Annotated in this window: 19 protein-coding genes and 1 pseudogene; 11 read left to right on the forward strand and 9 right to left on the reverse strand. The window is 71.3% G+C overall.

All coding sequences use genetic code 11. The features are described 5' to 3' along the window. Window positions 1–13 precede the first annotated feature (13 nt). The 4 genes from ACQP1N_RS23750 (at window position 14) to ACQP1N_RS23765 (ending at window position 4,503) form a co-directional block, all read left to right on the forward strand. On the forward strand, window positions 14–1,399 hold the full coding sequence (locus tag ACQP1N_RS23750) for a TY-Chap domain-containing protein (protein ID WP_433226706.1): 1,386 nt from the start codon (window positions 14–16) through the stop codon (window positions 1,397–1,399). A gap of 62 nt (window positions 1,400–1,461) precedes the next feature. Then, window positions 1,462–3,357, forward strand: coding sequence for an SseB family protein (locus tag ACQP1N_RS23755; RefSeq protein WP_433226708.1), 1,896 nt, complete (start codon window positions 1,462–1,464; stop codon window positions 3,355–3,357). Beyond that, window positions 3,354–3,722, forward strand: coding sequence for a hypothetical protein (locus tag ACQP1N_RS23760; protein ID WP_306303163.1), 369 nt, complete (start codon window positions 3,354–3,356; stop codon window positions 3,720–3,722). Before ACQP1N_RS23755 ends, ACQP1N_RS23760 begins: the two co-directional genes overlap by 4 nt. 28 nt (window positions 3,723–3,750) lie before the next feature. Further along, entirely contained in the window at window positions 3,751–4,503 is a 753-nt protein-coding gene (locus tag ACQP1N_RS23765) for a LamB/YcsF family protein (protein ID WP_433226711.1), read from the forward strand. 80 nt (window positions 4,504–4,583) lie between these two features. On the opposite strand, the gene ACQP1N_RS23770 is transcribed toward ACQP1N_RS23765, so the two are convergent. Next, window positions 4,584–7,130, reverse strand: coding sequence for an AAA family ATPase (locus ACQP1N_RS23770; protein WP_067797426.1), 2,547 nt, complete (start codon window positions 7,128–7,130; stop codon window positions 4,584–4,586). 184 nt (window positions 7,131–7,314) lie between these two features. Here ACQP1N_RS23770 and ACQP1N_RS23775 point away from each other — a divergent pair, with 184 nt between their 5' ends. The 6 genes from ACQP1N_RS23775 to ACQP1N_RS23800 all read left to right on the forward strand — a co-directional run bounded on the left by ACQP1N_RS23775 (window position 7,315) and on the right by ACQP1N_RS23800 (window position 12,403). Next, window positions 7,315–8,244 carry an ABC transporter ATP-binding protein gene (locus ACQP1N_RS23775; protein WP_433226713.1) on the forward strand — a complete coding sequence of 310 codons (930 nt, stop codon included), beginning with the start codon at window positions 7,315–7,317 and terminating at the stop codon, window positions 8,242–8,244. Beyond that, window positions 8,241–8,969: an ABC transporter permease gene (locus ACQP1N_RS23780; protein ID WP_433226715.1), complete on the forward strand. Its 729-nt coding sequence runs from the start codon at window positions 8,241–8,243 to the stop codon at window positions 8,967–8,969. Before ACQP1N_RS23775 ends, ACQP1N_RS23780 begins: the two co-directional genes overlap by 4 nt. Window positions 8,970–9,015: 46 nt before the next feature. Then, on the forward strand, window positions 9,016–10,209 hold the full coding sequence (locus ACQP1N_RS23785) for a histidine kinase (protein ID WP_433226717.1): 1,194 nt from the start codon (window positions 9,016–9,018) through the stop codon (window positions 10,207–10,209). Between the two features lie 5 nt (window positions 10,210–10,214). Further along, window positions 10,215–10,820 carry a response regulator gene (locus ACQP1N_RS23790; RefSeq protein WP_433226719.1) on the forward strand — a complete coding sequence of 202 codons (606 nt, stop codon included), beginning with the start codon at window positions 10,215–10,217 and terminating at the stop codon, window positions 10,818–10,820. Window positions 10,821–10,955: 135 nt separating this feature from the next. Then, window positions 10,956–11,699: a ribonuclease HII gene (locus ACQP1N_RS23795; RefSeq protein ID WP_067797429.1), complete on the forward strand. Its 744-nt coding sequence runs from the start codon at window positions 10,956–10,958 to the stop codon at window positions 11,697–11,699. A 71-nt stretch (window positions 11,700–11,770) separates the two neighbouring features. Continuing rightward, the gene (locus ACQP1N_RS23800; protein ID WP_067797286.1) at window positions 11,771–12,403 is read left to right on the forward strand and encodes an endonuclease; all 633 of its coding nucleotides are present in this window, start codon (window positions 11,771–11,773) and stop codon (window positions 12,401–12,403) included. Window positions 12,404–13,430: 1,027 nt separating this feature from the next. Here the strand turns inward: ACQP1N_RS23800 and ACQP1N_RS23805 are convergent. The 3 genes and pseudogenes from ACQP1N_RS23805 to ACQP1N_RS23815 form a co-directional block, all read right to left on the reverse strand. Then, window positions 13,431–13,946, reverse strand: a pseudogene (locus tag ACQP1N_RS23805) (TerD family protein); the annotation flags it as partial. Between the two features lie 119 nt (window positions 13,947–14,065). Continuing rightward, window positions 14,066–15,115, reverse strand: coding sequence for a lipoate--protein ligase family protein (locus tag ACQP1N_RS23810; protein ID WP_067797432.1), 1,050 nt, complete (start codon window positions 15,113–15,115; stop codon window positions 14,066–14,068). 75 nt (window positions 15,116–15,190) lie between these two features. Then, window positions 15,191–15,652 (reverse strand): OsmC family protein, encoded by a 462-nt coding sequence (locus ACQP1N_RS23815; protein ID WP_433226722.1) that lies wholly within the window; start codon window positions 15,650–15,652, stop codon window positions 15,191–15,193. 195 nt (window positions 15,653–15,847) lie between these two features. Here ACQP1N_RS23815 and ACQP1N_RS23820 point away from each other — a divergent pair, with 195 nt between their 5' ends. Next, complete coding sequence (locus ACQP1N_RS23820; RefSeq protein WP_084262844.1) at window positions 15,848–16,543, forward strand: DoxX family protein; 696 nt, start codon at window positions 15,848–15,850, stop codon at window positions 16,541–16,543. A gap of 92 nt (window positions 16,544–16,635) precedes the next feature. Here ACQP1N_RS23820 and ACQP1N_RS23825 read toward each other — a convergent pair whose 3' ends face one another. The 5 genes from ACQP1N_RS23825 to ACQP1N_RS23845 form a co-directional block, all read right to left on the reverse strand. Next, complete coding sequence (locus ACQP1N_RS23825; protein WP_433226724.1) at window positions 16,636–17,061, reverse strand: cytotoxic translational repressor of toxin-antitoxin stability system; 426 nt, start codon at window positions 17,059–17,061, stop codon at window positions 16,636–16,638. Next, window positions 17,058–17,474: a prevent-host-death protein gene (locus ACQP1N_RS23830; RefSeq protein ID WP_433226726.1), complete on the reverse strand. Its 417-nt coding sequence runs from the start codon at window positions 17,472–17,474 to the stop codon at window positions 17,058–17,060. The genes ACQP1N_RS23825 and ACQP1N_RS23830 overlap by 4 nt, the downstream gene beginning before the upstream one ends. Before the next feature lie 207 nt (window positions 17,475–17,681). Further along, window positions 17,682–20,498 (reverse strand): vitamin B12-dependent ribonucleotide reductase, encoded by a 2,817-nt coding sequence (locus ACQP1N_RS23835; RefSeq protein WP_433226728.1) that lies wholly within the window; start codon window positions 20,496–20,498, stop codon window positions 17,682–17,684. Between the two features lie 121 nt (window positions 20,499–20,619). Continuing rightward, a complete protein-coding gene (gene nrdR, locus ACQP1N_RS23840; protein WP_067797318.1) occupies window positions 20,620–21,093 on the reverse strand; it encodes a transcriptional regulator NrdR in 474 nt (157 codons plus the stop codon). A 257-nt stretch (window positions 21,094–21,350) separates the two neighbouring features. After that, window positions 21,351–21,686, reverse strand: a complete 336-nt coding sequence (locus ACQP1N_RS23845; RefSeq protein WP_067797323.1) for a LysM peptidoglycan-binding domain-containing protein — start codon at window positions 21,684–21,686, stop codon at window positions 21,351–21,353. Between the last annotated feature and the right edge of the window lie 26 nt (window positions 21,687–21,712).

Genomic DNA, 21,712 nt, shown 5'->3' on the forward strand with positions numbered 1-21,712 from the left:
GTAGGGAGTGATCTTGTTGGAGTGGTCCGAGTTCGCCCGGCGGCTGGGACGTGAGCTGGCGGGGCTCGAACGCGACACGATCCTCATCGTGCGCGAGCGTGATGAGAGCCGTCACTACGTCCAGGCCATGCGCGAGCCCGACCGGCTCTACGCCGAGGCCGTCAGCAACAACTTCCTGGACGGGCCGCTGCTCCTCACGGCGGCGGACGAGGAGGTCATGAGCGACGCGGGCTGGCGTCCGCCCGCCGACCCCGCACCGCGCAACTGGTGGACGGAGCTGCCCGCGGCGGGCCTGCCCGGCGGGATGCTGAACGTGACCGACGGCGACTACGCGCGGCTTGCCGGGGTGATGGTGACCGCCCTGCGGGACGTCCAGGGCGTCAGGCGCCCGTCCGACCTCGTCTACGAGTCGTTCCACCGGCACGGGACCGGCCTCATCGAACTGCTCGACTTCGGTATCGACGTCGCCGACCCGTCACGCGTGACCATGCGGCGGGCCACGTCCGGTGGTGCCCCCGCCGGCGCGGACGCCGACACCCTCGAATCCCGTCTGGCCGAGGCCAAGGCGAACGGCGACAACACCACCTACTTCAGGCTGCTGGCGGGCGCCGACCTGGTGCTCCCGGCGACCGCCTCCGCCGTGGAGGATCCCGACCGCGCCGAATACCCCACCATCGCGATCGGCGGCGACACCTACGTCACGGTGTTCACCTCGCCCGGTGCCCTGGCGCGCACCGGCGACCGGCACCCCGGCCTGTACCGGCGCACCTCGTTCGCCCGGCTGGCGACCGGCTGGCCCGATCCGGCATGGCGGCTGGCGATCAACTGGGGACTGCCCAGCGAGGTTCTGCTCGACTCGTCCGTCCTCGGGCGCCTGGACGACGTGCCGGACGTGCCACCCCCCACCGGGCCGGACATCTCCAATCCGTCCGCCGGGCCGGACGTCTCCAACCCCTACGGCACGGTCGACCCCCACGCGCTCTCAGGGCCGAACCCCGTCGCCGGCGGCTCGGCCGACGTGAACGTCCCGTACGACGCCTCGCACACGGCGATCGACCCGTACACGGCGGCCGATCTCCAGGCGGCGATCGAAACGGGCACCGCCGGCCCGGAGACGCGCGAACCGGCCCCGGCCGCCGGCCCGCCGCTGAGCGCGCCGACGAGCAGGCCGGCGAACCAGACGAACCAGGCGCCGGATCAGGGCCCTGATCAGGGCCCGCCCCGGGCGCCCGCTCCGGAGAGGCAGGCGCCGGGCGTCCCGATACGGCCGCCCCACGGCACTCGTCTCTGGCGCTCGGCCGAGGACGGTGACGAGACGCCCCTCGCGGTCTACGACGCGATCGGCGGGGTCTGGGCTCAGGTAAGGGCGGACGCCGTTCCGGCCCCCTGGACCGAGTGACGCACCATTCAGCTACCGTCGAGTACAAAATTCCCGCCCGCGGACGTGAAAGTGGATCCCGAGTGGACTGGAACGACTTCGCCAAACGGCTGACGTTGGAGCTTTCACGACTGCCGGTCAGGTCGTTCCTCATCGTGCAGGGGCCGAGCGGGCTGCCCTACGTCCAGGCGATGCGGTCCGAGGGCGTGCTGGACGCGGAGGCCGTCGGCAGCGCGTTCCTGCCCCGGCCGCTGGCCCCGCGCCAGGAGCGGCGGCTGCGGGCGCTCGGCTGGGAGCCGCCGGACGAGGAGGAGCGCAAGAACTGGTGGGACCGGTTCACCTGGCGCGACCGCGGCGGCCGTGTCTCGGCCGAGTACCTGGAGGCGTGTGCGCTGCTCGCCGGGCAGATGATCGGCGCGTTCCGCGACGTGTACCGCATCGAGTCCCCGCTGGGGCTGGTCTACCAGGCGAGCAAGGCGGGGCCGGACGGCGGGCCGCTGGCGCTGCCCGGCCTCGGCATCCCGCTGGCCGTCCCGGAGGAGAACCGTCCCGCCGCCTCCTCCGCACGTCCCGCCCGGCCCTCCGGTTCCGCTCTGGAGGCGGCCCTCACCGACGCCCGGGAACGCGGCGACCAGCACGGTTATCTGGAGCTTCTCGCGCGCGCGGTCCTGTACCTGCCCGCGCCGGGCGATCCAGGGGCCGGGCAGCAGTTCGCCACGGCCCAGTTCGGCGACGGCACGTTCGTCCTGGCGTTCACCTCTCCCGAGGCGATGGACCGCTCTCTGCAGGGCCAGGCCGTCCACCATCGCGAGGCGTCGCTGGCGGAGCTGTCCCGCCGCTGGCCGCACCCGGACTGGCAGCTCGCCGTCAACCCGGGCCTGGCGAGCGCCTGCTATCTGGACGCGGGCGCGCTCCTCGAACCCGAGGAGCCGCGGAAGGCCGCCCCCACGCCGCCGGTCCCGACGGACGTCCACGTGGCGGGCGCGTCGACCCGGACCCGGGCCCGGGCCCGCGGGGTCGAACCGCCGCGCGGCGGCCCCGCCGCCCGGCGGCGGGCCGCTGAGCCGCCGCAGGGCCCCGGCTCGGCGCAGACCCGGCCGCAGCTGACCTCTCCCGCTCCAGCGCCGCCACAGGCGCCTTCAGGCCCGCGCGACGGCTCCGGTGCGCCGCGTCCGCCCGCGCCGCGTCCGCCCGTCCCCGAGGCACGGCCGCCGGCACGCGCCCCGCAGCCTCCGGCTCCGGCGCAGGCACCGCCTCCACAGGCACCGGCGCCGCGGCCTCCGGCACCGGCCGAGCGTCCGCCGGTTCCCCCCGCGCGTCCGCCGGCTCCCGCGCGGCGCCCCCCCGAGACCCCGGCGGCCCGCAAAACGCCGAGCGACCCGCATGGTCTCCCGGTAGCGCCGCTCTACGGCCAGGGCAAGCGGAGCGACACCGCCACCCGCGGCGAGCCCGTGGCCAGGCCCCACGAGGTCCCCGAGGGGCTTTCCGAGGTCGTGGTCATGCAGAAGGTGGTGCGGCCGGAGCATGTGCAGCACTACCTGGAGGGCGGCTATGACCTGGTCGCCGGTTACGTGCACCGGTTGCAGGACGTGCGGGAGATCCGGTCCCCCGCCGCGATGATCCGGGCATTGGGCCTGGTGTACGAGGGATCCCCGTTCTCGCACGCGGACGAGCAGATCTTCATGATCCGGTGGCCCGCGGTGAAGCCGGCGCTGTTCCGCCGCCCGCTGGGCGGGATCGACGAGTGGAGCATGGGGATCATCCCCGGCGGATGGGTGATCGAGCGTGCGCCGTTCCCGGGTTCGGGATACGCGCCGGGCGAGGGTCCCGCGATCCCCGAGTTCAAGATCGAGAGCCAGCGGCTTCCGCACGGTGCCGAGCTGCACCGGCTGGACGCGCGCGGTGCGCGGACGGTCGTCGCGGTTTACGATGCGGACCTGCGCAGATGGCTGGTGAAGCTGCCTGGAGGACGAGGGTGAGCATCCGGCACGGCTTCTATGCGGGCTGGCGGGGCGCCGAGTACGAGGCGAGCCCCGACGGCGACCGGGTGCGGCTCTACACCGCGCGGCGCACGGACGGGTTCCAGCAGATCTCGCCCGACCGGTACGTCCAGGTGGTGCCCCTGTCCGAGGTGGAGCGGCTGCGGTACGTGACCACGCACTGCACCTGGCGCGGCGAACCGTTCGTGGTGCTCGGCGAGCACGAGGGCTGGCTGCGCGTGGAGTACGGCGGCGGCAGGGCGCCGGTCGCCGAACGGCTCGGGCTGGAGCTGTTCGACCGCGGCGTGTACCAGGCGTGGGCCTCCCGGCACGAGGTCGAGGACCTGCACGAGGAAACCGTCTGAGACGGAGAACGGTGGGAGGGGCCTGGGCATGGCGGTCATCGACATCAACGCCGACCTCGGCGAGGGATTCGGCGTCTGGGAGCTGGGCGACGACCTGGCGCTGCTGAACGTGATCACGAGCGCGAACGTGGCGTGCGGGTTCCACGCGGGCGATCCGCTGATCATGCGGCGGGTGTGCGCGGCGGCCGTCGAGCGCGGCGTGACGATCGGCGCGCAGGTGTCGTACCGGGATCTGTCCGGTTTCGGACGCCGCGAGATGGACGTGGCCGCGTCCGAGTTGACCGCCGAGATCCTGTACCAGCTCGCGGCCCTGGACGGGATAGCGCGTACGGAGGGCGGCCGTGTGGCTTACGTCAAGCCGCACGGCGCGCTCTACAACCGGGTCAGCCGTGACCCCGTCCAGGCCCGTGCGGTGGCCGAAGCGGTACGGGCGTACGACCCGTCACTTCCGCTGCTGACCCTCCCCGGCTCTGTGATGCACGACGTCGCCGAGGACCTCACCGTGGTCGCGGAGTGTTTCGCCGACCGTGCCTACACCCCGTCCGGGGAACTGGTGTCCCGCCGTGAACCGGGGGCCGTGGTCCATGACGAGGAGACGGTCGTCCAGCGGGCGATCAGGATGGCCATGGAGAACACGGTCGTCGCGCGAGACGGCAGTGAGATCGTGCTCAAGGCCCGTTCCATCTGCGTGCACGGTGACACACCCGGCGCGGTGGCGCTCGCCAAGTCCGTCCGGTCGGCGCTCTCGGAGGCGGGCATCGTCCTGGAGCCGTTCGCGTGAAGGTGCTGAGGGCCGTCCCGGACGCGGCGCAACCGCGTCCCGGGCAGCAGGTCCGCTTCCGCCTCTAAACCGGTCCGCCGTCAGGCCAGGCGGTGGGCGAGCTCGGCGAACGCGTCGCGCACGTCGTCGGCGGTGAGGAGCGTGAGGTCGTCGGGGGTGGCGCGGTCGCCGAGCCCGGCCACCCTCAGCGCCCGGCACGCGCACGCCTTCTCGTACATGGAGCGGGCGAAGCGCCCGTTGCCGAACTCGTCGATCCGGCCCGTCCCGCAGACCCGCTGGAAGACGAGGGCGAGGTCGTCCAGGGCGCCGTCCTCCCAGCGGTCACCGCCCTGCTCGGCGATCAGCTGGGCGATGCGGAGCAGCTCGTCCGGCCCGTAGGAGGGGAAGTCCACGCACACGTCGAACCGTGAGGCGAGCCCCGGGTTGGACGCCAGGAAGCGGCCCATGTCGGCGTCATAGCCGGCGAGGACGACGACGAGCCGGTCACGGTCGTCCTCGGCGCGTTTGAGCAGGGTCTGCACCGCCTCCGCGCCGAACGCGTCACCGCCGGAGTAGCCCGGGTTGCTCAGCGCGTACGCCTCGTCCACGAACAGGACGCCGCCGAGCGCCGAATCGATCACCTTGTTGGTCTTGAGGGCCGTCGCCCCGAGGTGCTCACCCACGAGGTCGGCGCGCTGGGCCTCGACCACCTCGGGCCTGGCGAGGAGCCCGGCGGCGGCGAAGATACGGCCGAGCACGCGTGCGACGGTGGTCTTTCCGGTTCCGGGAGGCCCGGTGAAGACGAAATGGCGTGTCGGCGGGCGGGTCACCAGCCCCTGTTCCTGGCGCATCCGGGCCACCTGCAACTGCGCGGCGATCTCGCGGACCTGCCGCTTCACCGGTTCGAGCCCGATCATCGCGTCGAGCGAGCCGAGCGCCTCGTCCAGCGTCGGTGTCTCGGCGTAGCCGCGGTACCGCTCGGTGACCTCGGCGAACGCGGTCTCGACGTCGTCCGCGCGGAGGGTGACCAGGTCGTCGGCGCTGGGCGTGCCCGGCCCTCCGGACGCCGCCACCGCGTCGACGACCCGCACGTCCCGCGCGCGCGCCGCCGCCTCAGCCAGGGACCGGACGAACCGCCCGTTGCCCAGTTCGTCGACGATCCCGCGCCGTTCGACCTCCTCGAACCGCGCGGCGAGGTGTCGCCGGGCCTCCGGGTCGAGCCGGTCCTCGCGGAGCCCGGTGTGGTACTCGGCGATCTGGAGCAGCTCGGACGGGCGGTAGGAGGGGAAGTGCACGCGCGTGCCGAACCGTGAGGCCAGCCCGGGGTTGGAGTCGAGGAACTCGGCCATCTGCGCGTCGTACCCGGCGAGGATGATGACCAGGTTGTCGCGGTCGTCCTCGGCGCGCTTCAGCAACGCCTGGACGGCCTCGTCACCGAAGCGGTCGGGCTGCCCCTCAGCGGAGTTGGCCAGGCTGTATGCCTCGTCAATGAACAAGACCCCGCCCAGGGCGGAGTCGATGAGCCGGTTGGTCTTGATGGCCGTGGCACCGAGGAACTCACCCACGAGATCAGCACGGTGAGCCTCGACCACGGCCGGCTCTGGCAGCAGCCCGAACGCGTAGAAGATTTTGGCCAGCACGCGCGCGACGGTGGTCTTGCCCGTTCCCGGTGGGCCGACGAAGACGAAGTGCCGCATGGGCTTCTCGGTGGGGACACCGGCGGCGGCGCGCATGTGCGCGGCCTCGATGGACGCGGCGATGGAGCGGACCTGCCGTTTGACCGGCTCCAGCCCGATCATGTTCTCCAGCTCGGTGAGCGCTTCCGCGACGGAGATGTCCGGCGAGGCGTCGGCCCGGCGGTCGGGGGGAGGCGTGCGCTCCGGCACGGGGGCGGCCTGCGCCGCGGCGCGCTGCTCGTGGGCCGCTTGCGCGGCGCCCGCGGCACCGGCCTCCTCGCCCGCGCCCCGCCGGTCGGACCGGCCCGGCCGGTCCCTCCTGTCGGGGTCGGCCGGGTTCTTACGCGGTCCCGTCATGGCATCCCCCTTCGGGCTCGCCTGCTCCTGCACCCAGCCGGTCTCGTACGCCTCGGCGGGCACCGTCCGGCGTGCCCGGTCCCACCGGTACCCGAGGACGGCCAGGGCCGCGGCCCAGCCGGGCGCCGCGTTCGCCGCCGGCAGCGGCTGGGCGAGCACCGCCGTCGCCACCCCCGCGGCGGCCAGCGCGAGCAGGGTCGTGCGCCACGGCGCGTACCCGCGCAGGCGGTAGGCGGCGAGCGCCACGGGCAGGGCGAGCACCGCCAAGAGCGGCGTGGGGCTCAGGTAAAGCGGACCGCCGGCGTCCGGATAGAGCCCGCCGAGGGGCACCGACAGGGCGAGCCAGGACGCGATGACCGCGACGACCACCATGCCCGTGGGTGAGCGCAGGGTCAGATGGACCACGATCACAAGGATCACCGTGCCCGCCGCCACACCGAGGATCGGCCCGTCCAGGACGACCGTGCCCGCCAGGACCAGCGCGATCAGCAGTGATCCCCCCAGGAACCGCAGTCCCGGCGCGATCTGGAAGTAGCGCACCCGCAGGCGCTCGAAAAGATCCCGTGCCGCGGCGTCCTTCGCCGGGCGGGAGCGGGACCTGCCGAACAAAGCCATCAAGAGCGAGTAAAGCGCAGGACCGCCCGGAACGGGACTCCCCGCGCCCGGTTCGTTGGCGTCCGCCCCGCCCGCCTGCTGCGGAACGGGTGCGCCGCGGTCCCGAGACCAGGACATTCGTCCTGTCCGGAAGTGGAGATCCGAATCTACAGCCGGCACCGGCCGAATCCGTACCGTCGCCGTCATGGAAGTCAAAGCGACGCAAACGGCCACCGCGGTGGATATCACCGGTGTGACCAGGAGTTACGGGACGGTGCGGGCCGTGGACCGGCTCGACCTCCGGCTCGGCCGGGGGACGTCCGTGGCGCTGCTCGGTCCTAACGGCGCCGGCAAGTCCACGACGCTCTCGATGATGCTCGGCCTGATCCCGCCCGACTCGGGCACCGTGACGGTCCTCGGCGCGTCCCCGGAGCGGGCCGTGCGGGACGGGCGCGTCGGCGCGATGCCGCAGAGCGGAGGGCTGATCGGCGGGGTGACCGTCCGCCGGCTGCTCGGCTTCGTCCGGGCCTCCTACGCGGCGAGGGCGCGCGGCCGTACCGTGCCCCCGCTGGACGAGCTGATGCGGACGGCGCATGTCACGGACCTGGCCGGACGGCGCGCCGACCGGCTGTCGGGCGGGCAGGCGCAGCGCGTCAGGTTCGCCATCGCCATGGCGGGCGCACCCGATCTCCTCGTCTTGGACGAGCCCACCGCCGGACTGGACATCGAGGCAAGGCGCGAACTGTGGGCCGGTGTGCGCTCCTACGCCGCGCAAGGGCGGACGGTGCTCTTCTCCACTCACTACTTGGAGGAGGCCGACGACTACGCCGACCGGATCGTCGTCATAGATCGCGGCCGCGTCATCGCCGACGGCACCAGCGAGGACATCAAGCGCCGTATCCCCGAGCGGACGGTCGGGTTCGACCTGGACGGTCCTATCGCGGCGGTGGACGGCCTGCCGGGCGTGATCGGCAGCGAGGTACGGGGCACCCGCGTGCACCTGCACACCACGGACTCCGACGCGACCGTACTCGCGCTGGCCCGGGCGGGTCTGGTCCGCAACCTGGAGGTGACGGGCGCCGGGCTGGAGGAGGCGTTCCTGGCCCTGACCGGATCCCGGGGAGGCACGCGATGATCGTCGACTATGTGCGGCTGGAGATGGTCCGGCTGCTGCGCGACCCCGGCTACCTCGTGCTGAGCCTGGTGTCGCCGCTGACGATGTACCTGGTGTTCACCAGCCTCGACCTGACCGGGCGACCCGGCCCGCAGGGTGCGGCGTACTCGATGGTGGGCATGGCGGGTTTCGGCGCGGTCGGTGCCGTGATGGGCAACGGCGTGTCCATCGCCGAGGACAAGCGGCTCGGCTGGATACGCCAGCTGCGTCTTCTGCCCCTCCGCCCGTTCGAGGCGGTCGCGGGAAGGACGCTGTGCGCGATGGCCGTCACTGTCCCGCCGATCGTCTCGGTCTGCCTGGCCGGAGCCCTGGTGAACGGGGTGTCGCTCAGCGTCGGCCAGTGGGCGTCGGTGCTCGTGCTGCTCTGGGTGGGCATCGCGCCCATGGCCGTGCTCGGCATCGGTCTCGGTTACCTGCTCACCGGGCAGCAGGCCCAGATGGCCGGTCTGGTCTGCTACATGGGTCTGTCCCTGCTGGGCGGCCTGTGGGCGCCGATCACGCGGTTCCCCGGCTGGCTGGAGCGCGTAGCGACCGCCACCCCGCTCAACCGGTACGGGGAGCTGTCCTGGCGGGTCATCGGTGGCGACGCTCCGGCGCCGGCCGGCTGCCTGATCCTCGTGGGCTGGGCCGCCCTGTTCGCGGTGTTCGCCGCCTACGCCTACCGGCGCTCGGCCCGCACGGTGTGAGATGTCCGTCCATCTACCGTGGTCTCGTGATTGAGGAGAACGACAGGTGATCCCCTGGAAGGGCACTCCGCAGCGGCGTATACCCGACCTGGACCTGGAGCAGGTGGACCGCAGCGGTCCCGGCGGCCACGCGTTCGTGTTCTGGCTCGTCGTCCTCCTCTGGCCGGGGTGGGATCTGGTGAGGGGCCGGACCCACCCGCTGTGGCTCGCGGTCGTGGCGCTGGTGGCCTTCGCGTTCCTGCATTTCGCCGTGGTCCGCACCGCTTTCGACGGGCGCTTCCCGATGCGGGTGCCGATCACGCTGCTGGCCGCCCAGACTGCGGTCGCGTCCGCCGCGGCACTGGCCTTCCACGGCCGCTGGTTCACCATGTTCCCGCTGCTGGGACTCGCCGCCGGGGTCGTCGTGGGGCACCTGCCCCGCAACGCGAAGGGCCCGGAGCTGCCGCTGCTCGTCGGCATCGGCGGCATCTCGTCCGTGAGCCTCCTCATCGGCTGGGCGGCCGGCGAGGACGGCGCAGCGCTGGCCGCCAACTGGTACGGGACCGTGACGGCGGGTGTGGTCACCGCCGTGATCCTGCGGCTGTTCACCGTCATCGGCCTGCTCCGGGAAGCCCGGGAGGAACTCGCCGACGCCGCCGTGGCGCGCGAGCGGCTCCGCTTCTCCCGCGACCTGCACGACCTCCTCGGCCACACGCTGTCGCTCATGGTGGTCAAGGCGCAGGCCGTCCGCCGCGTCGTCGAACGCGACCCGGCCGTGGCCGCCGGGCAGGCCGCCGACATCGAGACCGTGGGACGGCGGGCCCTGGCCGAGGTGCGGCAGGCGGTCAGCGGCTACCGCGGCCGTGGCCTGGCCGACGAACTGGACGACGCGCGGGTGGCGCTGTCGGACGCAGGCGTGAATCTCACCGTCCGGCGCAGCGGGCACGCGCTGCCGCCGGAGCCGGACGCGCTGCTCGGCTGGGCGGTACGGGAGGGCGTCACCAACGTGATCCGGCACAGCGGCGCCGCGCACTGCGAGATCACGGTCCGGACCGACGAGGACGGGGCCGTCCTCCAGGTGAAGGACGACGGCCCGGGAAAGGGCGGAATCGGCGGATCCGGCGGTCACGGTCTGCGCGGCCTCTCCGAGCGGATGGAAGCGGTGGCCGGCACCGTCGAGGCCGGTCTCGTGCCGGGCGGCGGCTTCCTGCTCACCGTCACCGTGCCCGGCGCGGCGTCCGGCGGGACCGGTGGACAATGAGGCATGTGATCAAGGTTCTGCTCGCCGAGGACCAGGGCATGATGCGCGGCGCGCTCGCCCTGCTGCTCGGCCTGGAGGAGGACGTCGAGGTCGTCGCCGAGGTCGGAGACGGGGCGCGGGTGCTGCCCGAGGCGCTGCGGACCGTCCCGGACGTCGCCGTCCTCGACATCGAGATGCCCGGCCGCAGCGGTCTCGACGCGGCCGCCGACCTGCGCCGTGAGCTGCCCGGCTGCAAGGTGCTGATCATCACCACGTTCGGGCGCCCTGGATATCTGCGCCGCGCCATGGAGGCGGGGGCGAGCGGGTTCCTGGTCAAGGACGGCCCCATCGAGGACCTCGTCTCGGCGCTGCGGCGCGTCCTGGCCGGGGAACGGGTCGTGGACCCGGCGCTGGCGACGGCGGCGCTGGCGGTGGGCCCGAACCCGCTGACCGGCCGGGAACGGGACGTGCTGACCGCCGCGGCCGACGGGTCGACGATCGCCGACATCGCCGGGCGCCTGCACCTGTCGGAGAGCACCGTCCGCAACTACCTGTCCGCCGCGATCGGCAAGACGGGGGCGCGCAACCGCATCGAGGCGGTGGGCACCGCGCGGCACAACGGCTGGCTCTGAACCGGCATGTCCGCCGCCATCGTACGATCGACGGCGCGGGCCGCTTCCTCCAGGAGACCCCGGAGGACGGCTCGGCCACGCGATCGCGGCGTTCATGCGTTCTTAGGAGCCTCTTTGACCGACCCCACCGACGCCCTGCCCGGTCTTGATCCCGCCCCTGCGGGTTCCAAAGGGGTCTCGCGTGCCGCGGGCTACGAGATCGAGGACGAGCTGCGGGCCGCACGTCCGGTCCGGATCGCCGGAGTGGACGAGGTCGGACGCGGCGCCTGGGCCGGCCCGGTCGTGGTGTGCGCCGCGGTCACCGACCTGAGCCCGCCGCCCGTCCTGCCGGGGCGCGGGAAGAGGACCATCGCGCTGACCGACTCCAAGCTCCTCACCGAGGCGCACCGCGAGTCGTTCGCCGAGCTGCTGCCCGGCTGGCTCGCCGGGCACGCCATCGGCGCGGCGGGTCCCGAGGAGATCGACGAGGTCGGCATGACCGAGGCCCTGCGGCGCGCCGCCGTCCGGGCCCTGGAATCTCTGCCCGCCAGGCCCGACATGGTCATCCTCGACGGCAAGCACGACTTCCTGGGCGGGCCTTGGCGGGTCCGGTGCGAGGTCAAGGCCGACCAGAGGTCGGTCACGGTCGCGGCCGCCTCCGTCCTGGCGAAGGTTCACCGTGACGGGCTCATGGCAAAGCTGGACGGCGAGTTTCCCGGATACGGGTTCGCCGACAGCGCCGGATACCCGTCCCCCGTCCACCAGAAGGCGCTGGAGGAGCACGGGCCCACACCGCACCACCGGATGTCCTGGTCGTACCTGGACGACCTTCCACGCTGGCGGCATCTGAAGAAACACCGCGACCCCCTCGCGGGCGAAGGGCAGCTCAGTCTCCTTTGACGCCATCCCCGTGCCGTTCATGAGTCATCTCCGTCCGGCCGGGTAGGCGCTGTTCACGGGAGGTACATGCCATGGATGCCGTCGTGAAGAACCTGCTGCGCGAGTCCGGTCAGACGTTCGCCGAGGAGGCCGGCATAACGCTGAAGGACCAGCCGGGCCCGCTGTTCAAGCTCCTCGTCCTGGTGAACCTGCTGAGCGCGCGCATCTCGTCCGACATCGCGGTCGCCGCCGCCCACGAGCTGTTCGAGGCCGGGGGCGGCACGGCCCGCGGGATGGGCAGGATGTCGTGGCAGGACCGGGTGGACGCCCTCGGACGCGCCCACTACGTCCGCTATGACGAGAGCACCGCGTCCCGCCTGGGCGACACCGCCGACCTGGCCCAGGACAAGTACAACGGCGACCTGCGGCGCCTCGCCATCGAGGCCGGACGCGACACCGGGAAGGCCCGTGAACTGCTGCAGGAGTTCCCCGGCATCGGCCCCACCGGCGCGGACATCTTCTGCCGCGAGGCCCAGGCCATCTGGCCGTGGCTCCGCCCCTACATCGACGACCAGGTGAAGAGGGGCGCCGAACGGCTCGGCCTGCCCGCCGACCCCGGCGAGCTCGCCGGGAAGGTGCCGGACAAGGACCTGGCCCGGTTCAGCGCCGCCCTGGTCCGCGTCGCCCACGACAAGAAGCTCGCGGACCATCTGAAAGCCGCATGACCTCGTCCACCCGCGCGGATGGACGAGGTCACCGCATCGCCCGCGGGACGGTTGGTGCCGGTCAGTCCTTGCCGCGCGAGGCGACCCACTCCAGATTCCAGCCGTACGCCTGGTCGACGCTCATCTTCCCCCAGCGCGGACGGCCGGGCGGCGGCAGGATGAACCGTCCCTCGCGGCGGACGACCAGCTCACCGTTCACGTTCTCGATGAGCGCCAGGACCGCGTCACGGGACGCGTCCATGCAGTCGTCCATCCGCATGTCGATCGGCGGCGCGCCCACCGGGAACAGTGTGGCGATCGCGTCCAGGCCGCGGAAGTCGTCGGCGCCGTCGTAGATCTCGGCGAACACCAGGATCCGCTTGAAGTCACGGGTGTGGTCCAGATTGATGTGAAGGTTCTCACCCGTCTCGATGGCGCCGGTCCGGTCGTCCTTGTCGAGCTTGATGAACGGTGCGCGGTCCAATGCGCCCATGTCGCCGAGCGCGTGGATGATGCCCTTGCGGCCGTCCTGCAGCTCCCAGAGGCAGCACAGGTCCAGGTCGAGGTCGACGCCGCGGCGCCGCTTGCCGAGCCGCCCCTTGGCTACGCCCTCACGCGCGGTCCAATTGAGGTTGACGCGCATGTGCCCGCCCGTCGCGCCGTGCTTGGTGAGCGACACCGAGGGCGCGTTCTTCGTCAGGGAGATCTTGCCGCCGCTCTGCTGCGGCTGGGCCGCGCCAGGCGGAGGCGCGTACTGCCCAGGCGGGGGCGGGGGCGCGTACTGCCCGGGCGGAGGCGGAGCGTATTGGCCCCCTGGCGGAGGCGGGGGCGCGTACTGCCCCGGGGCAGGAGGCGGCGGGGGTGGAGCGTACTGGCCGGGGGGTGGAGGCGGAGCGTACTGGCCGGGCGGAGGCGGCGGCGTGTACTGGCCGCCGGGCGGAGGCGGCGGAGGCGCGTACTGCTGCTGTCCCGGCGGGACAGGCGCCTGCGGGGGCGGGGGCGGCGCCTGCGGCTGCGGGGGCGGGGGCGCGGCCTGACCGGGGTCGTCGACCGAGATGCCGAAGTCGGTGGCCAGCCCGGCGAGCCCCGAGTCGTAGCCCTGGCCGACCGCGCGGAACTTCCACGCGCCCTGCCGCCGGTAAAGCTCACCGAGCACGAACGCCGTCTCCGTGGTCGCGCCCTGGCTGTCGAACCGGGCGACCTCCGTGCCGCCCGCCGCGTCCACGACCCGCACGTACAGCCCCTGGAACCGGCCGAACGTCCCGCCGTCCGCGGACGCCGCGATCACGATCCGGTCGATGGCCGGCTCGACCCGGTCCAGGTCCACCGACAGGACGTCCAGGACCGTCGGCCCCTGCCGCTTGCCCTCGTACCGGACCGCGCCGGACTTGTGCGCCGGCTGGTTGTAGAAGACGAAGTCGTCGTCCGAGCGCACCCGGCCGGTCTCCGCCAGCAGGAGCGCCGACGCGTCCGCGTCGGGCACACCGGGACCGGCCTGCCAGCCCAGCTCGATCCGCACCGAGGGAACCGGCACCGGGGTGTTGGCGCCCTTCTGCATCGACATGAACGCTCCTCATCATCGGCCGACGTGACCAACCTACGGCGTGCCGCCCGGCCCCGCGACCTGCCATGAGAGGAGGACGCGCGGCGGCACCCCGGGGTTCCGTCCGCCCACGCGGGGCGTCAGGGGACGCGGGCGGTCCATTCGCGGGTGCTGAACTTGTCCGTGACGTACTTGTGCGCCAGGCGCAGCTCGTCATCGGTGACCCGGTCGCCGGTCAGCCCGTACCGGGTCCGGAAGTGCCCGATCATGCGGTCGATGATCTCCTCGCGGGCGAGCCCGGTCTGCCGCCGCAGCGGGTCGACGCGCTTCACCGCGCTGGCGATGCCCCTGTCGGAGATCTTCTCCCGGCCGATCCGCAGCACCCGCAGCATCTTGTCCGCGTCGATGTCGTAGGCCATCGTCACGTGGTGCAGCACCGTGCCCGCCGCGAGCCGCTTCTGCGCCGCACCGGCGATCTTGCCGTTGTCGGACGTGATGTCGTTCAGCGGCTGATACCACGCCCTGATCCCGAGTTCGCCGAGCGCGCCCAGCACCCAGTCGTCCAGAAACGCGTAGCTCTCCGCGAACGACATGCCCGCCACCAGCGTGTCCGGCGCGTACAGCGAGTAGGTGATGGTGTTGCCGGGCTCGATGAACATCGCGCCGCCGCCGCTGATGCGCCGGACCACCTCGACCCCGTGCCGCTCGGCGGCCTCGGCGTCCACCTCGTTGCGCAGTGACTGGAAGCTGCCGATGACCACGGCCGGGGACGCCCACTCCCACACCCGCAGCGTCGGCGGGCGGCGGCCCGCCCCGACCTCCTCGGCCAGCACCTGGTCGATCGCCATGTGCAGGGCGGGTTCCCGCGGCGGCTCGTGGATCAGCCGCCAGTCGTGGTCGCGCCAGTCCGACGCCCGCGTGACGGCCCGCCGCACCGCGATGCCCACGGCCTCGGCGGTGATCCCGAGCATCACCGTGCCGCGCGGCAGTCCCGCCTGGACGCGGGCACCGATCGCCCTCGCGTCGAGCCCGACGGGCAGCCCGTCCAGGACGCCGTTGATCGCATCGAGCGCCTCATCGGGTTCGAGGAAGAAGTCACCGCTGATCCTGGGGGCACGCAGCAGACCGTCCACGACATCGACGTCGGCGACGACGAGCTTGCCACCGGGAACCTTGTACTCACCGTGCATCACGTACACCTGAACCCTGGCGCCGTACACCCCATTCCATGAGCTTCGACCGCGCGGACGAGGAGGTCCGCCGGCCTACGGGAAGCGAGCCTCATGCCGGACGGGAAAGTTGACCGAGTTGGCGATGAAGCACAGCTCGCCGGCCCGTTCGTGCAGCCCGGCCGCCCGCTCGGCCTGCCCGGGGTCGGCCAGCGTGACCCGGGGCCGCAGGACGACCTCCTCGAACCGCCCGCCACCGTCCGATGTCTCGGCCATCGTCCCGCACGGACGGTCCTCATACTCCGTGACCACGATCTTCTCGACGGCGCACAGATGCAGAAACCACAGCATGTGGCACTGCGCAAGGGACGCGACGAGCAGTTCCTCCGGGTTCCACCGGGAGGGATCACCCCGGAACGCGGGGTCGGAACTTCCCACGATGGCGGGCTTGCCCGATGCCTGAACCTCGTGAGCCCGCTCATAGGCGCGGTAGGAACTCGTCCCAGACCCGGTGTTCCCCGTCCACGTCACCGTCACTTCGTACTGATGGCTCTTCATCTCGGGCTCACTTTCGTCTCTCGCACCCGATCATTCTCCGCCACGGCAACGCGCTCCCCGACATCTCGGTGAGCCGCTCCCCCGGCGTCCCTCCCCCGCCACCGCCCCACCTGCGACGTTCGCGATACCGGCCCGCAGGCCGTCATACTCTCCGTCGAACCGGGCCCCATCCCCATTGCTGAAGGAGTCGACGGCATGCGCTCACGACCGCTGTACGACGGCGTGGCAGTCCTCACGCGGCTCGGCGTGGGCGTCATCTTCATGGCGCACGGCTGGCAGAAGATCGAGGCCGGCATCACCGCGACCGGCCGCTCGTTCGGCGCCCTGGGCGTGCCGTTCCCCACCGCCGCCGCCGTCTACTCCACGTTCATCGAACTGCTCGGCGGGGCCGCGCTCATCGCCGGGCTGGCCCTGCCCGTCACCGGCATCCTGCTGTTCGTCGACATGGCCGGCGCGTTCGTCTTCGTCCACGCCGACCAGGGCCTGTTCCTCGTGGACGGCGGCAGGGTCCGCGACGGCTACGAACTCGCCCTCGTCCTCGGCATGGCCGGCCTGCTGTTCGCCGCGGGCGGCGGTGGCAGCCTGACCCTCGACCAGTGGGTCATCGGCAAACGCCTGCGCCGTCCGGACGACGACGAGGACGAGGAGGACGCCGCGAGCTTCGTGGAGTCACTCCGCCAGGCCGAACCGAAACCCGCGCAGAAATCCCGCCGCCCGGCGAAGACCCCCGCCGCCGCGCCCGAGCCCGCCAAGCCCCCGAAAGAGCCCGCCAAGGACTCCGGGGACGACCTGGTGGGGGCCGGCCGCCACAGGTCCTCCCGCCGCCGCCGCGCCGCGGCGACCCAGCCGGTCAAGCAGCCGTCCGCCGACGACGAGCCCCGCACCCCCTGACCCGAAGAGGGCGGGAAGCCACCCGCTCCCCGCCCTCTCACCGGATCGTACTGGGGCAGCGCACTTATTCGAGGGTGCGGTATTCCTACGGATCAGGCGCCTTCAGTCCAGTACCTCTGCAGCCTGGCGACGGCTTCCTCCTTGGTCATCATCGCGACCTCGGCCTCATCGAGACCGACCCTGGAGATCAGCAAGTGGACGAGGTCGGCGGGCAATGCCTCCGATGGCGGCGTGGGCGTTCCGCGATCCGGCACGACCTTGTCCTGGACACACCCCCAGAACGTTGCCTCGTCCACCTGAAGCTGATCGCGGAGGATATGGCCCCAGATACCGGGGCCATAGGTGCTCCGATCGACCGGGTGGGAGATGCGAGTCCTCAGGATCCGGCCGTCGGCAAGATCCAACTCATAGATGACGTGGTGAGTCCCGGTTCGCCCGCGGGCATTCCGCACCGGGCGCCACCCTTCCGTCCGGCAGAAGCGGTCGTGGTCATCACGCGTGGGCTGGGGCCAGGTCACCGAGCCTTCCCCACCAGCCAGTCACGCAACTGCTCATCATCGCTGAGGCTGATCAGCTGGACGAGCCCCCAGTTCTCGCGGTGGTTCGAAGCATCGAGCAGATGGTCCTGCCAGTCTTCGGCGTACTCACGCAGCGCATCGATCATCTCCGTGACGGCCTCGTCGAAGGTCCCTCCGTCCGCAGCGATGGGCAACCCGGGGATGAAGATCGACCAGCCGTCGGCTTCCGAAACCACTTGCGCACGTGATGGACTGACCATTGCGAGGTAGTGGCGCAATCGCTCGACGTCCACCATGGCGGTTGTGGACGACTCACGACGCACCGTGGCCACCCGTCCTGTTTCAGCTGCGTCAAGGAGCGCCTTGAGATGCGCACGGGCCTCCGTATAGCTGTCGAAGTGAACAGCGGTCATGGCAGTACCTCCGTCGCATCGTGCCTCCAGAGTGACGCCCGCAGGTAAGTACGTCAAGTACGTCACGTACTTATGATGCCACATGCACTGAAGAGATCGCGTTGCACTGGATGCAACATGATCCCCTCGGCGCGGTGGAGCGATGCCCCGTCCCTCCATCGCTCCACCGCTCTGAACTGGCCTTTCATGCCGTATCGAGGCCCGGTTTCAGCTGCAGCCGCTGGTGGAGCCGCAGCCCTCGCAGACGTAGCAGCTGCCCGCCGGGCGCATCTTGGTGCCGCAGGTGAGGCAGAGCGGCGCGTCGGCGGTACGGCCCTGGCGGCTCTCGATCGCCTCCACGGACGAGTGCGCCTCGGCGGACGGGGCCGGGGCGGGCGCGGCCGGCCGGGTGATCGCGGCGGACTGGGCGAGCGACTCGTGGTCGACCTCGTCCTCGGCGTGCAGGGCGGCGGGGTCCTCGCCGTTGGCCTGCATCGCACGTTCCTCAGCGGTGAAGATGCCGAGGCCCGCGCGCTCCTCGTAGGGGAGGTGGTCCAGCGCCAGGCGGCGGAAGATGTAGTCCATCACCGAGGTCGCCATGCGGATGTCGGGGTCGTCGGTCATACCGGCGGGCTCGAACCGCATGTTGGTGAACTTCTCCACCCACGTCTCCAGCGGGACGCCGTACTGCAGGCTGATGGAGATCGCCATGGAGAACGCGTCCATCACGCCGGCGAGCGTGGAGCCCTGCTTGCCGAGCTTGAGGAAGACCTCGCCGACCCCGTCGTCCGGGTAGGACGAGGCCGTCATGTAGCCCTCGGCACCGGCGACGGAGAAGCGGGTGACGGTCGCGGGACGCTGCTTCGGCAGCCGCCGCCGGACCGGGCGTGGGGCCGTGACCTCCGCCGGCGCCTCCTTCTCCTTCTCCTTCTTGCCGGCCACCGACAGCGGCTGGCCGACCTTGCAGTTGTCGCGGTAGATCGCCAGGGCCTTCAGGCCGAGACGCCAGCCCTCGAAGTACACCTTCTCGATGTCCTCGATGGTGGCCTTTTCTGGCATGTTGACCGTTTTACTGATGGCGCCCGAGAGGAACGGCTGGACCGCCGCCATCATCCGGACGTGTCCCATCGGGCTGATCGCCCGCTCGCCCATCGCGCAGTCGAACACCTCGTAGTGCTCGGGACGCAGGCCCGGCGCGTCCACCACGTGGCCGTGCTCGGAGATGTACTCGACGATGGCCTCGATCTGCTCCTGCTGGTAGCCGAGCTTCTCCAGGGCCCGCGGCACCGTGTGGTTGACGATCTGCATGGACCCGCCGCCGACGAGCTTCTTGAACTTCATCAGCGCCAGGTCGGGTTCGATGCCGGTGGTGTCGCAGTCCATCATCAGCCCGATTGTCCCGGTAGGTGCCAGAAGGCTCGCTTGGGCGTTTCGGTAGCCGTGCTTCTCGCCGGCCTTCAGGCACTCCGTCCACTGCTTGGCGGCGGCGACGTGGACGGCCTTGTCCATCACGTCCAGCGTGCGGATGCCGTCGTTGGCGGCGGCGTGCTTGCGCATGACGCGCTTGTGCGCCTCGGCGTTGCGGGCGTAGCCCGCGTACGGGCCGACCACGCCGGCGATCTCGGCGGACCGGCGGTAGGCCACGCCCGTCATCAGCGACGTGATCGCCGCGGCGAGGGAGCGCCCGCCCGCGGAGTCGTAGGCGTGCCCGGTCGCCATGAGCAGCGCGCCCAGGTTGGCGTAGCCGATGCCGAGCTGGCGGTAGTCCCGCGTCGTCTGCGCGATCTTCTCGGTCGGGAAGTCGGCGAACGTGATGGAGATGTCCATCGCCGTGATGATCAGCTCGGTGAGCTTCACGAACTTCGCGACGTCGAACATGCCCGCGTCCGTGAGGAATTTCAGCAGGTTGATGCTCGCGAGATTGCAGGACGAATTGTCCAGACTCATGTACTCGCTGCAAGGGTTGCTTGCGGTGATCCGTCCGGTTTCGGGGTTGGTGTGCCAGTCGTTGATCGTGTCGTCGTACTGGATGCCGGGGTCGGCGCACTCCCAGGCGGCCTTCGCCATCAGCCGGAACAGGTCCTTGGCCTTGACGGTCTCGATGACCTCGCCGGTCAGCCGGGCGCGCAGCCCGAACTCGCCGTCCGACTCGACGGCCCGCATGAACTCGTCCGACACCCGGACGGAGTTGTTGGCGTTCTGGTACTGGACGCTGTTGATGTCCTTGCCGCCGAGGTCCATGTCGAACCCGGCGTCCCGCAGCGCGCGGATCTTGTCCTCCTCGCGCGCCTTGGTCTGGATGAACTCCTCGACGTCGGGGTGGTCGACGTCCAGCACGACCATCTTCGCGGCGCGGCGGGTCGCGCCGCCCGACTTGATCGTCCCGGCGGAGGCGTCGGCGCCGCGCATGAAGGAGACGGGCCCGCTGGCCGTGCCGCCGGAGGAGAGCAGTTCCTTGCTGGAGCGGATGCGGGAGAGGTTCAGGCCGGCACCGGAGCCGCCCTTGAAGATGACGCCCTCTTCCTTGTACCAGTCGAGAATGGACTCCATCGTGTCGTCCACCGACAGGATGAAACACGCGCTCACCTGCTGGGGGGACTTGGTGCCCACGTTGAACCAGACGGGCGAGTTGAAGCTGAAGAGCTGGTGGGCGAGGGCGTACTTCAGTTCGTGGTCGAAGATCTCGGCGTCCTCCTCGGAGGCGAAGTAGCCCTCCCGGATGCCGGTCTCGGTGTAGACCTTCACCACGCGGTCGACGAGCTGCTTCAGGCTCCATTCCCGCTGCGGGGTGCCGACCGCGCCGCGGAAGTACTTGGACGTGACGATGTTGACGGCGTTCAGCGACCAGAAGTCGGGGAACTCGACGCCCCGCTGCTCGAAGTTCACCGAGCCGTCGCGCCAGTTGGTCATGACGACGTCACGACGTTCCCAGCGCATCTCGTCGTACGGGTGCACGCCGGGCGTGGTGAAAATGCGCTCGACCTTCAGCCCTTTGCGGCCCCCCTTGCCGCGCCGCGTCGGCGAGCCGCTCACCGTCTCCGTCATGGCCTTCCCCCTTCTCGGGCCCTCCCGCCGGGCCCAGCTCAGGAACAACCGCGCCGCCGCACGGGCCATGCCCGCGCGGAAGCGCCTTTACATGTGCTGGCGTGTGTTTCTGGAACCGTCCCTACCGGGACGGGCCGGGCTCCCCCGAGGAACCGGCCTTCCGCAGTGCTTCGATCTCCTTGGCGAAGTCGTCCAGCGACTCGAAGCTCCGGTAGACCGAGGCGAATCGCAGATAGGCGACCTCATCGAGTTCGCCGAGCGGCCCCAGGATCGCGAGGCCGATCTCGTGCGAGGGGATTTCCGCGGATCCGGACGACCTGATCGCCTCTTCGACCCGCTGTCCCAGCTTCGCGAGCGCATCTTCGTCCACCGGTCGGCCCTGGCAGGCCCTGCGCACACCGGCGATGATCTTTTCTCGGGAGAACGGCTCGGTGACGCCGCTGCGCTTGGCCACCATGACGAGCACATTCTCCTGCGTCGTGAATCGCTTGCCGCATTCGGCGCACGAGCGGCGGCGCCGAATCGCGGCGCCGTCGTCGGTCGAACGGCTGTCGATCACTTTGGTGTCAGGGTTGCGGCAGAACGGGCAGTGCACGCTTGATTCCTCCCCTGACGAAAACGAGTTACACCGATGTGAGTGCCATATATAGGGAACTACATCGATGTGACTACTAGATGTTGTGGTCAACCGTACGGCTCGGCACAAGGGTTCGCAACCTGATCAGGCGCCTCACGGGTCACCCCCGACACGTCCGCGCAGGTCATCTCACCGGTCCCGATTTTCCGTCCCGGCGTGTCGCGGCACGGCGTCCGCCGCGATCGCGGAACACCCGGCCGGATTCGGTGCGCGGGTCAGCCGGCGGGAAGGCGGATCTCCTGGCCGGGGTGGACGGTGGGGTCGCCGCCCAGGCCGTTGAGGTCCATGATCCGCTGGACGGCGCGCCGGGGGTCGCCGCCGGGGTCGGCGGCGGAGGCGATGTCCCAGAGGGTCTCGCCGGGTTCGACGACCACGGTTCTCGCGGGACGGGACGGGCCGTGGCGGCTCTCGCGCGAACCGGCGAAGGCACCGGGCCCGACGGTGGCCCAGAGGGCGGCGAGGGTGACGGCGGCGGCGAAGGCGACCACGACGGCGCGGCCGCGCCGGGTCAGCCGGATCGGGACGTGGTCACTGTGCGGGGAACCGGGCATCTCCGCTCCTCGACGTCGAATGAATT

Source organism: Actinomadura formosensis, from assembly GCF_050948385.1.
Lineage (GTDB): Bacteria > Actinomycetota > Actinomycetes > Streptosporangiales > Streptosporangiaceae > Spirillospora > Spirillospora formosensis.

What these genes read in the sequence shown, in the direction of transcription:
- ACQP1N_RS23765 (WP_433226711.1), top strand. Translation starts at nt 3,751, where the DNA reads ATGGCGGTCATCGACATCAACGCCGACCTCGGCGAGGGATTCGGCGTC.
- ACQP1N_RS23845 (WP_067797323.1), bottom strand. Translation starts at nt 21,686, where the DNA reads ATGCCCGGTTCCCCGCACAGTGACCACGTCCCGATCCGGCTGACCCGG.
- ACQP1N_RS23820 (WP_084262844.1), top strand. Translation starts at nt 15,848, where the DNA reads ATGCGCTCACGACCGCTGTACGACGGCGTGGCAGTCCTCACGCGGCTC.
- ACQP1N_RS23775 (WP_433226713.1), top strand. Translation starts at nt 7,315, where the DNA reads ATGGAAGTCAAAGCGACGCAAACGGCCACCGCGGTGGATATCACCGGT.
- ACQP1N_RS23800 (WP_067797286.1), top strand. Translation starts at nt 11,771, where the DNA reads ATGGATGCCGTCGTGAAGAACCTGCTGCGCGAGTCCGGTCAGACGTTC.
- ACQP1N_RS23835 (WP_433226728.1), bottom strand. Translation starts at nt 20,498, where the DNA reads ATGACGGAGACGGTGAGCGGCTCGCCGACGCGGCGCGGCAAGGGGGGC.
- ACQP1N_RS23810 (WP_067797432.1), bottom strand. Translation starts at nt 15,115, where the DNA reads ATGCACGGTGAGTACAAGGTTCCCGGTGGCAAGCTCGTCGTCGCCGAC.
- ACQP1N_RS23780 (WP_433226715.1), top strand. Translation starts at nt 8,241, where the DNA reads ATGATCGTCGACTATGTGCGGCTGGAGATGGTCCGGCTGCTGCGCGAC.
- ACQP1N_RS23830 (WP_433226726.1), bottom strand. Translation starts at nt 17,474, where the DNA reads ATGACCGCTGTTCACTTCGACAGCTATACGGAGGCCCGTGCGCATCTC.
- ACQP1N_RS23815 (WP_433226722.1), bottom strand. Translation starts at nt 15,652, where the DNA reads ATGAAGAGCCATCAGTACGAAGTGACGGTGACGTGGACGGGGAACACC.
- ACQP1N_RS23770 (WP_067797426.1), bottom strand. Translation starts at nt 7,130, where the DNA reads ATGGCTTTGTTCGGCAGGTCCCGCTCCCGCCCGGCGAAGGACGCCGCG.